Origin of the sequence: Altericroceibacterium xinjiangense (genome assembly GCF_003958635.1) — a bacterium.
In the GTDB taxonomy this organism is placed as follows: Bacteria; Pseudomonadota; Alphaproteobacteria; order Sphingomonadales; family Sphingomonadaceae; genus Altericroceibacterium_A; species Altericroceibacterium_A xinjiangense.
Genome location: NZ_RSEK01000009.1, coordinates 14,033 through 28,123, shown reverse-complemented (window position 1 = coordinate 28,123; position 14,091 = coordinate 14,033). Strand labels below are relative to the sequence as shown.

The 14,091-nt window shown below is 63.9% G+C and carries 13 protein-coding genes; 8 read left to right on the top strand and 5 right to left on the bottom strand.

The window, feature by feature from the left end; all coding sequences use genetic code 11:
* Positions 1-312 precede the first annotated feature (312 nt).
* From ELY13_RS11125 to cueR, 3 genes are all read left to right on the top strand, one after another.
* A complete protein-coding gene (locus tag ELY13_RS11125; protein ID WP_126173996.1) occupies positions 313-2,511 on the top strand; it encodes a spermidine synthase in 2,199 nt (732 codons plus the stop codon).
* Positions 2,512-2,618: 107 nt separating this feature from the next.
* A complete protein-coding gene (locus ELY13_RS11120; protein ID WP_126173995.1) occupies positions 2,619-5,087 on the top strand; it encodes a heavy metal translocating P-type ATPase in 2,469 nt (822 codons plus the stop codon).
* Entirely contained in the window at positions 5,084-5,479 is a 396-nt protein-coding gene (gene cueR, locus ELY13_RS11115) for a Cu(I)-responsive transcriptional regulator (protein ID WP_126173994.1), read from the top strand. The genes ELY13_RS11120 and cueR overlap by 4 nt, the downstream gene beginning before the upstream one ends.
* Positions 5,480-5,528: 49 nt before the next feature.
* On the opposite strand, the gene ELY13_RS11110 is transcribed toward cueR, so the two are convergent.
* A complete protein-coding gene (locus tag ELY13_RS11110) occupies positions 5,529-6,752 on the bottom strand; it encodes an MFS transporter (RefSeq protein ID WP_126173993.1) in 1,224 nt (407 codons plus the stop codon).
* 335 nt (positions 6,753-7,087) lie between these two features.
* Positions 7,088-7,327, bottom strand: coding sequence for a hypothetical protein (locus ELY13_RS11105; protein WP_126173992.1), 240 nt, complete (start codon positions 7,325-7,327; stop codon positions 7,088-7,090).
* 182 nt (positions 7,328-7,509) lie between these two features.
* Here ELY13_RS11105 and ELY13_RS11100 point away from each other — a divergent pair, with 182 nt between their 5' ends.
* From ELY13_RS11100 to phoB, 3 genes are all read left to right on the top strand, one after another.
* Positions 7,510-8,709 carry an ATP-binding protein gene (locus tag ELY13_RS11100; RefSeq protein ID WP_241233661.1) on the top strand — a complete coding sequence of 400 codons (1,200 nt, stop codon included), beginning with the start codon at positions 7,510-7,512 and terminating at the stop codon, positions 8,707-8,709.
* A 26-nt stretch (positions 8,710-8,735) separates the two neighbouring features.
* Positions 8,736-9,404, top strand: coding sequence for a phosphate signaling complex protein PhoU (phoU, locus tag ELY13_RS11095; RefSeq protein WP_126173990.1), 669 nt, complete (start codon positions 8,736-8,738; stop codon positions 9,402-9,404).
* A gap of 68 nt (positions 9,405-9,472) precedes the next feature.
* Complete coding sequence (phoB, locus tag ELY13_RS11090) at positions 9,473-10,162, top strand: phosphate regulon transcriptional regulator PhoB (RefSeq protein ID WP_126173989.1); 690 nt, start codon at positions 9,473-9,475, stop codon at positions 10,160-10,162.
* Here phoB and ELY13_RS11085 read toward each other — a convergent pair whose 3' ends face one another.
* Positions 10,163-10,801, bottom strand: coding sequence for a UdgX family uracil-DNA binding protein (locus ELY13_RS11085; RefSeq protein WP_338142328.1), 639 nt, complete (start codon positions 10,799-10,801; stop codon positions 10,163-10,165).
* 203 nt (positions 10,802-11,004) lie between these two features.
* Between ELY13_RS11085 and ELY13_RS11080 the strand changes: the two genes are divergently transcribed.
* Entirely contained in the window at positions 11,005-11,577 is a 573-nt protein-coding gene (locus ELY13_RS11080) for a hypothetical protein (RefSeq protein WP_126173987.1), read from the top strand.
* Between the two features lie 132 nt (positions 11,578-11,709).
* Positions 11,710-12,912: an amidohydrolase family protein gene (locus ELY13_RS11075; protein ID WP_241233660.1), complete on the top strand. Its 1,203-nt coding sequence runs from the start codon at positions 11,710-11,712 to the stop codon at positions 12,910-12,912.
* 119 nt (positions 12,913-13,031) lie between these two features.
* Here the strand turns inward: ELY13_RS11075 and ELY13_RS11070 are convergent, their stop codons facing one another.
* The gene (locus tag ELY13_RS11070) at positions 13,032-13,604 is read right to left on the bottom strand and encodes a c-type cytochrome (RefSeq protein ID WP_206436043.1); all 573 of its coding nucleotides are present in this window, start codon (positions 13,602-13,604) and stop codon (positions 13,032-13,034) included.
* Positions 13,604-14,068: a DUF6692 family protein gene (locus ELY13_RS11065; RefSeq protein ID WP_126173985.1), complete on the bottom strand. Its 465-nt coding sequence runs from the start codon at positions 14,066-14,068 to the stop codon at positions 13,604-13,606. Before ELY13_RS11065 ends, ELY13_RS11070 begins: the two co-directional genes overlap by 1 nt.
* Positions 14,069-14,091: the final 23 nt, after the last annotated feature.

Sequence of the window (14,091 nt, the reverse complement as noted above, 5' to 3'; positions counted from 1 at the left end):
GCGCAACAGCGCTGTTGTTGGTCGTGGACGAAACCTCCGCCCGGCGCGTCTGGTTCCGATTTGACGCAGCGGACACCGTTGCGGGATCGTGGATGGTCCGTGCCGACCGCTCCGGTTCTGCGGCTTTTTGCGCGAACCCGGTCCGACGACGCACCGCCAAAGCCTCTATCTGACGCAGACTGGCGGTCCTGCTTGGTTTCGCGATTCCGACGACGTCGTTTGTTTTTCCTTTTCGCGATCCTCCACCTACAGGCGCGCCACAGGGGAGTGGAAGAATCACTCCCTTGCGCATTGCAGACCAAGAAGGTGCGAATGCCAGTTCAGAATGCGAGCGCCGGCTGGCGCGGTCTGTTCGTAATCGTGATCCTGAGCGGCAGCTTTCTGCTGTTCCTGATCCAGCCGATGGTCGCACGCCTGGCGCTCCCGCTGCTCGGCGGTGCCCCCGGCGTGTGGAACAGCGCGATGCTCGTGTTCCAGGTCCTGCTGCTTGCCGGCTATGCCTATGCCCACGCCCTGGCGCGGCTCCCCCTGAAGAAGCAGGCAGCGATACATGTCGGTCTGCTTCTCCTGGGGGCGCTGACGCTGCCCCCTACGCTGGCCGATATTCCCCCGCCCCTTCCCGGCTGGGAAGTCCTGTGGGTCCCTGCCCTGTTCCTCGCCACCATCGGTCCGGTGTTCTTTCTGCTGTCGGCGCAAAGCTCCCTGATGCAGCACTGGTATGCCGCAAGCCCCCGCGCGAAGAACCCGTACCGGCTCTACGCCGCATCCAACATCGGCAGCTTCGCCGGGCTTCTCAGCTATCCTCTCTGGATGGAGCCGGAGATGGCGCTGGGTGAGCAGAGCCGGGCCTGGGCGGCGGGCTATCTGGTCCTGATCCTGCTGGTGGGCCTTGCCGCCGCATCCCGCTGGAATGTTGCCGGAGGCGCTCCCCAGCCGAAGCAGGTCCAGGAAACGGCTGAGCCGGCCGAGCGGGTCGGAACGCGCCGCCTGCTGCTGTGGCTCGCGCTGGCGGCCGTGCCCTCAGGCCTGACGTTGTCCACCACGACGCTGCTGACTACCGATCTGGTGGCAATGCCATTGCTGTGGGTGATCCCGCTTGGGGTCTACCTGCTGAGCTTTTCGGTCGCGTTTTCGGACAGCGGCGACTGGGCCCGCATTCTCAGCCGCTATGCACCGGTTCCACTGCTTCTAGTCGGCAGTCTGGCCATGATCTCAGGCGGGCAGGCAAACCCCGTGATTGCGCTTGCCATGGTCGCGCTCCTGTTCGTGCTTTCCGTGGCCCTCCACGCACGGCTCTATGCTTTGCGGCCGCCTTCGGACCGTCTGACGCTGTTCTACCTCGCCGTCGCGGCCGGCGGAGCGCTGGGCGGCACGTTCCCTGCCCTTGTCGCGCCGGTGGTGTTCGACTGGGTCTATGAGCACCCGATCCTGCTCCTGGCCGCCGCCCTGCTGATGCCGCAGTTCCCGCTCCTGCCGTTCCTGGGGAGGTTCTGGCAAACGGGCAGGTGGCCCGGGATAGCCGCTGGGCTGATCGTGCTCGCTGCGGCGATCCTGGCCTGGTACGTCGCGTTGGCGGTTGAGCATGGGAATGGGTCCCAGATCCTGCTGGGCGTCTGCGCGCTTGCTGTTCTGGGCCTCGTGGTGGTCGGGAAGCGCTGGGCCTTCGCGGCCGTGTTTGCCCTGCTCATGATCGGGCACGGCGGGTTCTCCACGCTTGAGACGAGCGCGGCCGGTGTCCGGTCGCGCAGCTATTTCGGCATCTACAGCGTCGAGGACACGGATAACGGCGCAAAAAGGCAGTTAACGCACGGCACGACCATGCACGGCTGGCAGTGGCTCCTGACGGAGCGGCGCCGGCAACCGACAGCCTACTACGGCGGAAGTTCCGGGGCGGGCCTGGCGCTGGTGCAAGCTGAGCCGGACGCCACGATCGGCGTTGCCGGCCTTGGGGTCGGAACGTTGGCTTGCTACCGCAAGCCGGGTCAGGACTGGACCTTCTTCGAAATCGATCCGCAAGTGGCACGCTATTCGCGCAATGGCACCTTCACGTTTCTGAGCGACTGCGCGCCGGACGCGGCGGTCGTGATCGGAGACGCGCGGCTGGAACTTGCGGACACGCGCACCGACCGGTTCGATATCCTCTTGATCGACGCCTTCACGTCCGATGCCATCCCGCTGCACCTTCTCACCCGCGAAGCGTTCGAAACCTACGGGCGCGGACTTTCGGAAGACGGGCTGCTTCTTGTGCACATCTCCAATCGCTTCATCGACCTGGCACCGATGATTGCCGGGCTGGCAGAGGCTGGGGGCTGGCACGGGCTCATGCGGCTTGACGCGAATCCGCTGGAAGAGGGCCTTACCGCATCCCACTGGATAGCCCTTTCCCCAAGCAAGCACCGTCTGGACCGGCTTCAAGGCGCAAGTCCGCTGGAGTGGAACGAACTTCCACCGCCCTCCTCCCGCATCTGGACCGACGACAATGCCTCGCTGATCCCCTTGCTCCGGCTCTAGGAGGGACCAGCTTTGCGGTAATTGCCGACCAGCATCCTTTTCACCCTTGACCCTGACATTGTGTCAAGGACCATATCCAGGTGAAGTGAACCACGTGGAGACGGGATATGGATGCGGCATCGGCTCTTTCGCCCCGGCAGGATAGCGGTGACGACACGCTGGTGATCCCTGTGGAAGGGATGTCCTGCGCCTCCTGCGTCGGGCGGGTCGAACGAGCGATCCGGGGCGTCCCCGGCGTGTCGGAGGTCTCGGTAAACCTTGCTACCGAACGCGCGGAGGTATCCTTCGAGAACGGACGGCGATCACCCGGCGCAGTCACCGAGGCGATCATCGAGGCTGGATACACACCCGTCACCCGGACGTTCGAACTGAACATCGCCGGCATGACCTGCGCATCCTGCGCCGGCCGAGTCGAGAAGGCGCTTGCGAGCGTGCCGGGTGTCCTCGAAGCCAGCGTCAATCTCGCCTCCGAAACAGCGAGGATCGAAAGCACGTCGACCAGTCCCGCTGCCCTGATCCGGGCGGCCGAAGATGCCGGCTATTCCGCGTCAGTGCGCGACGCGGCCGGTGCCAAGGCTTCGGCGGATGCCGAAGACGCCCGCAGGGAAGCCGTAGCGCGGCGTGAGCTGATGCACGTTGTAATTGCGGCCCTTTTATCCGCCCCACTGGTCCTGCCGATGCTGCTCGCCCTGTTCGGCATTGCGCTTACGGTTCCGGGCTGGGTGCAGCTCGTCCTCGCCACCCCGGTCCAGTTCTGGCTGGGGGCCCGCTTCTACCGCGCAGGCTGGAAAGCCCTGAAGGCGCGCACCGGAAACATGGACCTGCTTGTGGCGCTGGGCACGTCTGCGGCTTACGGGCTCAGCGTCTATCAGCTTCTGGTCCCGCCCGCGGACCACAGCGCCGGCGGCCATTACTATTTCGAAGCTTCAGCTGCCGTCATCACTCTCATCCTGCTTGGCAAGTGGCTGGAAGGACGAGCCAAGCGGCAGACCGGTGCAGCAATCCGCGCGCTGATGGCGCTCAGACCGGACCATGCGCGGGTCGTCGGGCCAGATGGCGCCGAACGGGAAATCGGCGTGGAGGAAGTCCGCGTCGGAGACCGTGTCCGCGTCCGCCCGGGAGAGCGGATACCGGTGGACGGAGTCCTGCAGGATGGAGCGAGCAGCATCGATGAATCGCTGCTCACGGGTGAAAGCATGCCCATCGCCAAGGCGGTAGGGGACAAGGTTACTGGCGGCTCCATGAACGGCGAAGGGCTGATCCTGATCGAAACGACGGCCGTAGGCGCCGAAACGACGCTCGCGCGGATCGTCCGCCTGGTCGAAAGCGCCCAAGGCGCCAAGGCCCCGATCCAGCGGCTGGTCGACCGCGTAAGCGCCGTTTTCGTGCCCGTGGTGATCGCCATCGCAGCCGTCACCCTGCTGGGTTGGCTCCTGTTCGGCGCCGGCATCGACGTGGCCATCCTCAATGCCGTTTCCGTTCTGGTCATAGCCTGCCCCTGCGCGCTGGGCCTTGCCACCCCGACCGCGATCATGGCCGGGACTGGCGTGGCAGCCCGCGCGGGCGTGCTGATCAAGGATGCCGAAGCGCTTGAGACGGCGCACCGGGTCGATACCGTCGTCTTCGACAAGACCGGTACGCTTACCGAAGGACGCCCCCGGCTCGTCGCCGCCATACCGGCGGAGGGCATGGACGAGGCAGGACTGCTGGAGCTTGCCGCCGGGCTCCAGGCCGGAAGCGAGCATCCGCTGGCGCGCGCCGTCATTACCGCCGCCGAAGAGCGCGCGATCTCCCCTTCCGAGGTGCGCAACCTTCGCGCGCTGCCGGGTCGAGGGTTATCGGCGACGAGCGCAAGCGGCCCCGTCATGCTGGGAAGCACGCGCCTGATGGAGGAGAGCGACATCGCCATCACGGCTCTAGCGCACCGCGCACTGCAGCTGGAACAGGAAGGCCGCACCATCTCATGGTTGGCCGAACTCGGAGAAGCAAAGCGCCTGGTCGGCCTGCTCGCGTTCGGAGATGAGCCGAAAGCCGCTGCAATGGCTGCGGTGGGTGTCCTCCAGGCGCGCGGCATCCGGGCGATCATGCTGACCGGCGACAACGAAGGCAGCGCAAGGGCTGTCGCCGCTCGGCTCGGGATCGACGAGGCCATCGCCAACGTCTTGCCCGAGAAGAAAGCGGAAGTGGTGGCTGGTCTGAGGGAGCGAGGCGGGACCGTGGCCATGGTTGGCGACGGCGTGAACGATGCCCCCGCCCTCGCCGCGGCGGACGTGGGGATCGCGATGGCGACAGGCACGGATGTTGCCATGCACACCGCCGGAGTAACGCTGATGCGCGGAGATCCTCGCCTTGTCGCGGATGCGCTGGAGATTTCCGGCCGCACCTATTCCAAGATACGCCAGGGGCTGTTCTGGGCGTTCATCTACAATATCGTCGGCATACCGCTGGCCGCGCTTGGGTACCTGAGCCCGGTGGTAGCCGGGGCTGCCATGGCGTTGTCCAGCGTCAGCGTAGTCGGCAATGCGCTGACCCTGCGCCGCTGGCGACCGGCTGCGAATGGAAAGGCTCACGCATGAACATCGGCCAGGCCGCGAAGCGCAGCGGCGTCAGTCAGCGGATGATCCGGCATTATGAAGCCATTGGCCTGATCCCGAAGGCGGCACGGCGGGAGTCCGGCTACCGCGATTACGATGACCGGGACGTGCACACACTCCGCTTCATTCGCCGCTCGCGAGACCTCGGGTTCCCGCTGCAAGAAATCGGAAAGCTGCTGGCGCTCTGGCAGGATCGCGGCCGCGCCAGCGCTGACGTGAAGGCGCTCGCCACAGCTAGGGCGGAGGAACTCTGGCGTAAGGAGGAGGAGATCCGGTCCATGCGGCGCACGCTGGAGGATCTGGCCCGCCATTGCCATGGCGACGGCCGACCCGATTGCCCGATTCTCGAAGATCTTGCGGGGGAGGATGGGTAACTTGCGTGGCGATCCGGTCTGCCGCGCGGCGGATGGGTCAACGCTGCGGTCAGTCCTCCGGCGTCAGGGGATCGAGAGCGGCCACCATCGGGGTAGTGCGCGGCATCAGCTGGTAGGGTTGCTGCAGTTCCTCCGGGACCGGCTTGCGCTGGATCTGCCGCCAGAGGGCAAAGCCGAGCGCCGCGACGGCGCAGACGCCAATATACACGAACAGGCCGCCCGGCCCTGCCACCATCATTGCGCCCGCGCCCGCCATTGGCCCGATCGCCGCTCCGACGGAATAGACCAGCACGAGCCCCCCGCTCGCACCGACGCGCTGCTCTGCGCTCAAGTGGTCGTTGGTGTGCGCGACGCACAAGGGATAAAGCGCAAACGCAAACCCGCCGAACACTGCCCCCAGCAGCATTAACAACGGCCCGCCGCTATCGATCAGGGCCAGTCCGGCGCATATTGCCGCAGCCCCGGCAAGCGTGCCGACGATGACCCGACGACGGTCGATCCGGTCCGAAAGCCAGCCTATCGGCCACTGGAGCGCCACGCCGCCAGCGATCACCACACTCATGAACAGCGCGGTGGCGGCCAGCGGCACTCCCAACCGGCGGGCATAGACGGCGCCCAGCGCATAGAACGCGCCCAACATCAGCCCCGTGATACCCACCCCCGCGATGCCGAGCGGCGAGGCGGCATAGAGATCGCGCGCTGAGAGAGGAGCCTGTTCGGAAAGCGGCGGTCCTTCCAGCCGGGTCAGCGCGATCGGCAGAACCGACAGCGATATGAGCAGCGAAGACGCGATGAACGGCAGCGACGGGTATGCATCCAGATTGAGCAGGAACTGCCCGGCTGCCTGGCCGGCATACAGCGCGATCATATACGCGGCGAGGATCGTACCGCGGGATCGGGCTTCGGCCCGCGCGTTGAGCCAGCTTTCCAGGCAGACGAACACACTCGCCACGCACAACCCGTCGATCAGGCGCAACACGGCCCACAAGGCGGCGTTCTGGTGAAGCGCATACGTGAGCGTGCTCGCGGAAAGCAATGAAACGGCCGCGGCAAAGGTACGAATGTGGCCCACGCGCTGGATAATCGGCGTCACGCGCAGCGATCCGATCGTCAGTCCCGCGAAGTAGGCGGTGGCGATAAGTCCGATGGTGGACGCCCGGCTACCCGCGTTCTCAAGCCGCAAACTGACAAGGGTGGAGACGAATCCACCTCCAGCCATGAGCATGAAGATGGCCAGCAGCATGCTGCGAGCAGACAGGATGGGAGCAAACACGCTTGTTCTACCGTTACGGCCAACTGACCGTTCCTGCCCTGTCAGAACTCCTGTCGCGCGTCAGCGCCTGTGCCAGCGCTTGTTGGGTCACGCAGCTGTTGGGTCACGCAGCTGTTGGGTCACGCAGCTGTTGGGTCACGCAGCCGGCGCGGCACCGCTCCGGACCTTTTGATGATCAGTGATACGATTGCGGAGGTGCGGACAGGTGCGACTCAACCACGCGCCCCGCGCTGGTTAGCGGAATTCAAAAAGCATTGGCCGTCAGGACAAGGCAATGCGCCCATCCTGACGGCCAATCACTTCTTCAGGCGGGAAATCGCTTCCCCGCTCGAAGGTCAGGGGCTGACCGGCACGGTCACGTCGTCGTCGTCGTCGAACACGACGGGGACGAGAGCCGCGATGGCGACCGCCAGGACCGCAATCGTGGCGACCATCGGGCCACCGGCGCCGAAGCCGGCCATGCCTTCGGTCTGCTTGCTGGCAGAATCGGCGCGAGCCGGGGCAGCGGCCAGCGGCTGTGAAACAAGCAGCCCGGCAGCAGCCACGCTGGCGAGAACGCTCTTCATTGTCTTCATGAAACAGAAACTCCCTGTAGTTCGGCCCCCCTCAATTGCAGAGGGAAGAGCAACGTTCCATAGCCGTGAGACAGATGGCAAGTCACGCCCGTCACTTTGCGTAGGGTGTGGTATTGCCGTCACACCTTGCGCCAGGCCATTCCCGCTGGCGTAGTCTCTTCACGGCAGCTAAGGTCATGGCAATGAATGAAAACCAGAGGTTCCCCTGGGCTGGCGTGGCGCTGGCCGTCCTCACTGCCGTAGGAATGCTGTTCGCCGGAGCCGGCTTCTGGCTGACGCTGGTCGTGCTTGTCCTCTGGGTGGCCTCGTTGTGGCTTCTGATCCCGAGGGAGGAGGCGTTCACGCCGAAGCCGGATGCGATGCAGTTCACCCGCACGGAAATGCGGGACCTGATCGAACATTCCGGATTGCCGATCCTGATGCTCGACGGCAGCCGCATCGCAATCGCCAATTCGGCGGCGCGGGAGGTGCTGGGGCGGCACGTGATCGGGCAGGATGTCCGTGTCGCCTTGCGCCACCCGGCCGCGGTGGAGTTGCTCGGACGCTCCCAAGGCGGCAGCGCAACCATCCAGGGCCTCACCGGGCCGCGCAGCATCTGGCAGATGAATCGTCAGCCGCTCGACAACCGGTATTCCCTTGTCGAGTTGGCGAACCGCACCGCCGAAGCGGATATCAGCCGGGCGCATACCGATTTCGTTGCCAACGCCAGCCACGAACTGCGCACCCCGCTCGCCTCCATCATCGGTTATATCGAAACTCTGGTGGAGGAAGGGGACGACGTCGATCCGGCCATGGCGGCAAAATTCCACACCACCGTGTTGCGGGAAGCCAAGCGACTGCAGAGCCTGGTGGATGACCTGATGTCGCTTTCGCGTATCGAGGCTGAAAAGCACGACCAGCCCAGCGACAAATTGTCCTTTGCTCCCGTGGTCGAACAAGCCGCTCGTGACGGAGCGGGCCCGAACCGGACCGAACGGCTCATCCTGGACATGCCCGAAAAACCGGTCGTGATCAGGGGCGAGCGGCAACAGCTGGAACAGCTGGTGCGCAACATGGTCGACAACGGCCTGAAGTACGGCAGTCCGGAAACCGAGGTAACCGTCACCCTTCGCGAAGACGAACGCGGAATGGCGGTGCTGAGTGTTGTGGACAGAGGCGAAGGTATCGCGCCCGAGCACATCCCGCACCTGACGCGCCGGTTCTACCGCACCGATCCGGGCCGCAGCCGAGCGGCAGGCGGCACTGGACTGGGATTGGCGATCGTGAAGCACATCGTCGAGCGTCATCGGGGGCGACTGGATATTACCAGCAAGCTCGGTCAGGGCACGACCGTAACGGTCCGCATCCCCGCTGTTGCGGAGCCGCCCGAAACCCTGTCATAAGCAGCGCGAAGCACAGGTGGAGACGGATGGTCCAACACACGGTCAAGGCGTTCGACGACGACATCATCCGCTTGCGCGGGCTGATCGCGGAAATGGGGGGACTGGCTGAAGTCGCCATCGGGGAAGCGATGCAGTCGCTGGTCCGGGGGGATGAAGACCTGGCCCGGGAAGTGGTGCTCCGCGACAAGAAGCTCGATGCGCTAGAACACGAAGTCGACACTCTGGTGATCCGGGTGATCGCCCTGCGCGCGCCGATGGCTGACGATCTGCGGGAAGTGATCGCCGCACTCAAGATTGCAGGGGTCGTTGAACGGATTGGCGATTACTCGAAGAACATCGCCCGCCGCGTCGGGCGAATCGAGGGCCGCCGCCGGTTTGAGCCGCTGACTCTGCTTCCCGCCATGGGGGAGCTGGCTTCGGAAATGGTGCACGATGTCCTGACCGCCTATGCCGCACGCGACCCGGTACTGGCGCTCGAGGTCATTGAGCGGGATGAGAAGGTGGATGCCTTCTACAACAGCATCTTTCGCAACCTTGTCAGCCACATGGTTGAGAATCCGGCGACGATCAGCAGCGCCGCCCAGCTTCTGTTCGTGGCCAAGAATATCGAGCGGATCGGCGACCATGCGACCAATGTCGCGGAGATGGTGCACTTCGTGGCGACCGGCACTTATCCGCCCGACAGGGACGGCTGATCGTTTCCCTGTCATAATCCGGTAAGAATAGCGTGGTTGGGACCGAGACAGACTGCAGGGGAATGTTCGTGGCTTCACCCAAGTTGCTGCTTATCGAAGACGACCAGTCGCTTTCCGAATTGCTCGAATACCGGTTTCGCGCGCAAGGCTACGCTGTCCGCGTGTCCGCTGATGGCGACGACGCCTTGCTGATGGCGGCAGAGGAAGTCCCCGACCTGGTCATTCTCGACTGGATGATCGAGGGTACAAGCGGAATTGAGGTCTGCCGGCGACTGCGGCGGGACAAGCGGACCGCCCATGTCCCGATCGTCATGCTGACCGCGCGTGAGGCTGAGGACGATCGCGTGCGCGGTCTTGAGACGGGGGCCGACGACTACATAACCAAGCCATTCTCGCCGCGGGAGCTGCTTGCCCGTGTGGCGGCGGTGTTGCGCCGCGTGCGCCCCGCCCTTGCAGGCGAGGCACTGGAAATCGGGGATCTCCGGCTTGATCCGGTGGCGCACCGCGTTGAACGCAGAGGGGAAGTGATCCACCTCGGCCCGACAGAATACCGCCTGCTGAAGTTCTTCATGGAGCATCCCCGGCGGGTATTCTCACGCGGGCAGCTGCTCGATGCGGTGTGGGGCACCGGAAGCGAGATTGAGGAGCGGACGGTCGATGTCCACATCCGCCGCCTGCGAAAGGCGATTACCGTTCGTGATCCGGATGATCCAATCCGCACGGTCCGGTCTGCCGGCTATGCGCTGGAACCGGCTTGATCACCTTTCCGTGAGTTCACCCAGCCGTTCTGCCACGGCGCCCAGATCGGCACGGAACATCCGCACCTGCTCATCCTTCTTGTCCCCGGAGAGCCGCAGCAGATAGGAAGGGTGGGCCGTGACCCACAACTCACCGCCATCAGCCAGTGGATGCGGCTGACCGCGCGTTCTTGAAATCGTCACCGGCTTGCCCAGCACTCCGCGTGCCGCGCTGCCGCCAAGTGCCAGCACGATCTTCGGTCGCACAATGGCGCGTTCGCCGTCCAACCACCAGCGGCACGCGTTGATTTCACCCACTGTGGGCGACTGATGCAAGCGGCGCTTGCCGCGCCAGACGAACTTGAAGTGCTTTACCGCGTTGGTGACGTAGACGTCCTCGCGGTCGATACCCGCTTGTTCCAGATGAGCGTTCAACACGCGCCCTGCCGGGCCGATGAAGGGCTTCCCGGCAAGGTCCTCCTGATCGCCCGGCTGTTCTCCTACGATCATGAGGGCGGCGCGCTTTGGCCCCTCGCCCATGACAGCCTGGTTCTCCAGTTCACCGATCGGACAGCGGCGGCAGGAATGAATTTCCTTCCCGATCCCATCGAGAGTGCCGGGAGGCTGCTGCTCGCCAGTGTTTTCTGACTTGGTCGTCAATGCCTTACCTTTCGTCCTGATAACGCGCGGGATCGAAAACCGATGCGGCGGATTTACTATTCGTCCGAACAGGGGACTAGCGCTCATCCATCATGGACGGGCGCTTAAATTGGCAGACTCGGAACGGTGTAACGACCCGGGCGCTTACATCTCAGAAGATGGCGCAGGGACGTGACCGTCGGTAGGATTGAGGAGGCAAATTTATGGCCGAAATACCCGTCGAAAAGAAAAGCAACCTGACATGGCTCTGGGTACTCCTGGGGCTGATCATTCTCGCCCTGCTGATCTGGTGGGCCGTCGATGACGACGAAGAAGAATACATCGAACCGGTCGCGGTGGAACAAACGCTGCCGCAGCCCGTGGCTACGGCGCCGGGTGTAACCATCGGGAACATCCTTGGGGATCCCGCTTCCTACGTTGGTCGCGATGACTTCCAGGCCGAGGTGACGGTGCCGACCGACGCCGAAATGACCGACCGCGGCTTCTGGATCGAGGACGAAGGCCAGCGCCTGTTCACGATCATCATCGATGGTCCGATGGAAGAGCCGAAGCACATCAACCCGGGACAGACCCTTCGCATCAGCCAGGGCATGCTCCGCGACAGCACGTATATCCCGGAAATCCCCGGCGATCCGCTTGATGCCGACACCCGCAACATTGCGCAGGCGCAGCCCGTCTTCCTTGTTGCAGATGAAAGCAACATCGAAATCCTGGAAGCGGGAAATCCGCAGCCGGGTACCGATCACGCGCAGACCGCGCCTACTGACACCATGTAAGCTCTAAATCAGGTGTTTTGGAGGACCCGCATGGCCACGCCGTGCGGGTCCTTTCGATTCCGGAACCATGACGAAACTGTTGTCGCCTGGAGAGCGGCCTGCCAGACTACCGAAAACAGACCGGAGAGTGCCATGATCGAAACCGCCCTCGTCTCTTGCGACGACCATCTTGACCTCAACATGCTGCCGGCGAACGTCTGGACGGATCGGTTATCCGCCCGGTACGGCGATCGGACGCCGCACGTCGATGTGCCTGAGAACGGTCCTGCGCAGTGGATTGCCGACGGAGAGCGCTGGGGTCTGTGGCATGGCACGAAGCTGCAGCAAACCGGTCCCAAGCCGCTCCACACCGCCTATGATCGCGGCGGAGTCACCGATGTAAGCGAGCTGCGTGCGGGAAACGCGAAACTGCGGCTGCAGGACATGGACCGCGACGGCGTGTGGGGGCACCTTGTGTTCGGTCCCGTCACATCGATCAAGACCAGCGATGAAGCGTTCATGCGGGATTGCTACGCCGCCTACAACGATTGGCTGTACGAGGATTTTTGCTCCGCCGCGCCCGACCGGCTGATCGGGGTGGCGATGCTGCCTCCCTATCCCGAAGCTGCGTACGAAGAACTGCAGCGCCTGGCCAAACGCGGCGGTGTGCGTCAGGCAAACCTGCAGATCGCGGTTGCCGAGCCCCGGCTGGAGGACAAGCGGTGGGAGCCGCTATTCGATCTGCTGGAACAGAGCGGGATCGTCCTGTCGTTTCACGTCACGGTTTTCCCGAAGGCGGGCGACGCCTTCGACAAGTACCGCGGATCTCCCGGTGCAACGTTCCTTCACGCCAAGATGTTCATCGAACAATTCCTCGACCCGTTCGTCGACTTGTTCGCCTGGGGCATTCTGGAACGGTACCCGAAGCTGAAGATCGTCATCGCCGAAAGCGGCGTCGGGTGGGTCCCCTGGGTGGTAGAAGAACTCGATTACCGGCACTGGCGCTTGTGGGAATGTGCCGATTACTGGGAAGACAAAGGCGGCATTCCGCACAAGATGAAGCCGTCCGAAGTGTTCAAGCGGCAAGTCTACGGCACGTTTCAGCAAAGCCCGACAGCGATGCGCCTGCTTGAGTTCTGGGGCCCGGAAAACCTCCTGTGGGCGAGCGATTACCCGCACCCCGATTCCATCTGGCCGAACAGCCAGCGGATCATCGGCGAAACGATGGGCCACATGCCGCCCGAAACGGTGAAGCAACTCGTCGGCGGCAATGCCGCAAAGCTTTACGGGCTGGACTTGTCGAAGGCGACGGTCACGGCCAAGCTGCCGATCGGCGGCGAAAAAGCGGCTGCCTGATCTCTACCCTGAGCGACCGACTTGATAATCTGTCAGATCGGTCGCTCAGGGCGCGACGGTCCATGTTTGCTTGCGCAGTGCCTCAGGCAGCCGGTGATGCGAGCTGCTGCACGACCGCTCTAATGGTCGTGGGACGAACTGCCGCCTTCGTGCCCGTGCGACGCGTTGCCAGACCCGCTTCCGTAGGCAGCATACTCGGCCGCGCTCATCTCCGGCAGCATCTTCACGAAGCCGGCAATGTTCCAGATCGTCTGCTCGTCATGCGTCGCCCCGAACGCGGGCATACCGCTCATCTTGATGCCGTGATTGACGATCCAGAAGACTTCGGCTGGCTCCCACTCGCTGGCAGCTTCGGCCAGTGCCGGCGGGTGGGGACGCATCAGCTTGGCCCACCCTGCCCTGCCTGCACCGACGCCTCCATGGCAGTGCTCGCACATCGCCTTGTATTCGCCGGCTCCTGCCGCGATCATCTCGGGCGTAAAGGCAACCGGTGCGGGAAGATCGGCCGCGCGGCTCTCGACGGAATTCTGCATGGTGGTATCCAGCGCCCAGCCGACCAGGGGGGCGTGCCTGTCAGTTGCCGCGACGTTGTAGGCGCCCGTCACGACGACGATGAGAGCAACCAGCAGCAGCAGAACTACCGCAGCCAAAGCGCCCAGCAGCGCGCTCTTCCAAGAAACGCTGTTCTTCATCATTCGGCCTCGTAGCATTGCCCGTAACCGCGAAAGCCTAATTCGTCCTTCGCCTCCGGAAGAAGCAGGATCATTTCCGCCTCTCTTTGCTCATCAATCTCCAGCGGTTCATCGACCCCGCGGATCGTGACCTGCAAGTCGCCTGCCACGAAGAGATTCTCGCCTGCCCGGGCCAGCGGGATCAGCTTCTGGTTGAGCTTTATCCAACCCTGCTGCCCAGCCCGTTCGAAGACGAAAGACGGATACGCGATCTTGGTCAGGCGAACGTCGCACTTTCCCTCCAGACCGCCTAGGACGACCAAGTCCGCGTTGGTCATGATCTCAGGCTGCACGACTTCAACCGCGATGCCGTCAAGCGCTTCGTCCGCACTAACCACTGGTGCGGGAGTCGGCGCAGCCCCGAACTGGGATTCCTCATCGTTCCCTGGTGCGGTATTGCTGTTGCAGGCAGACAGAGGGACCATGAAAGCGAGCGCAAGGGATAGGA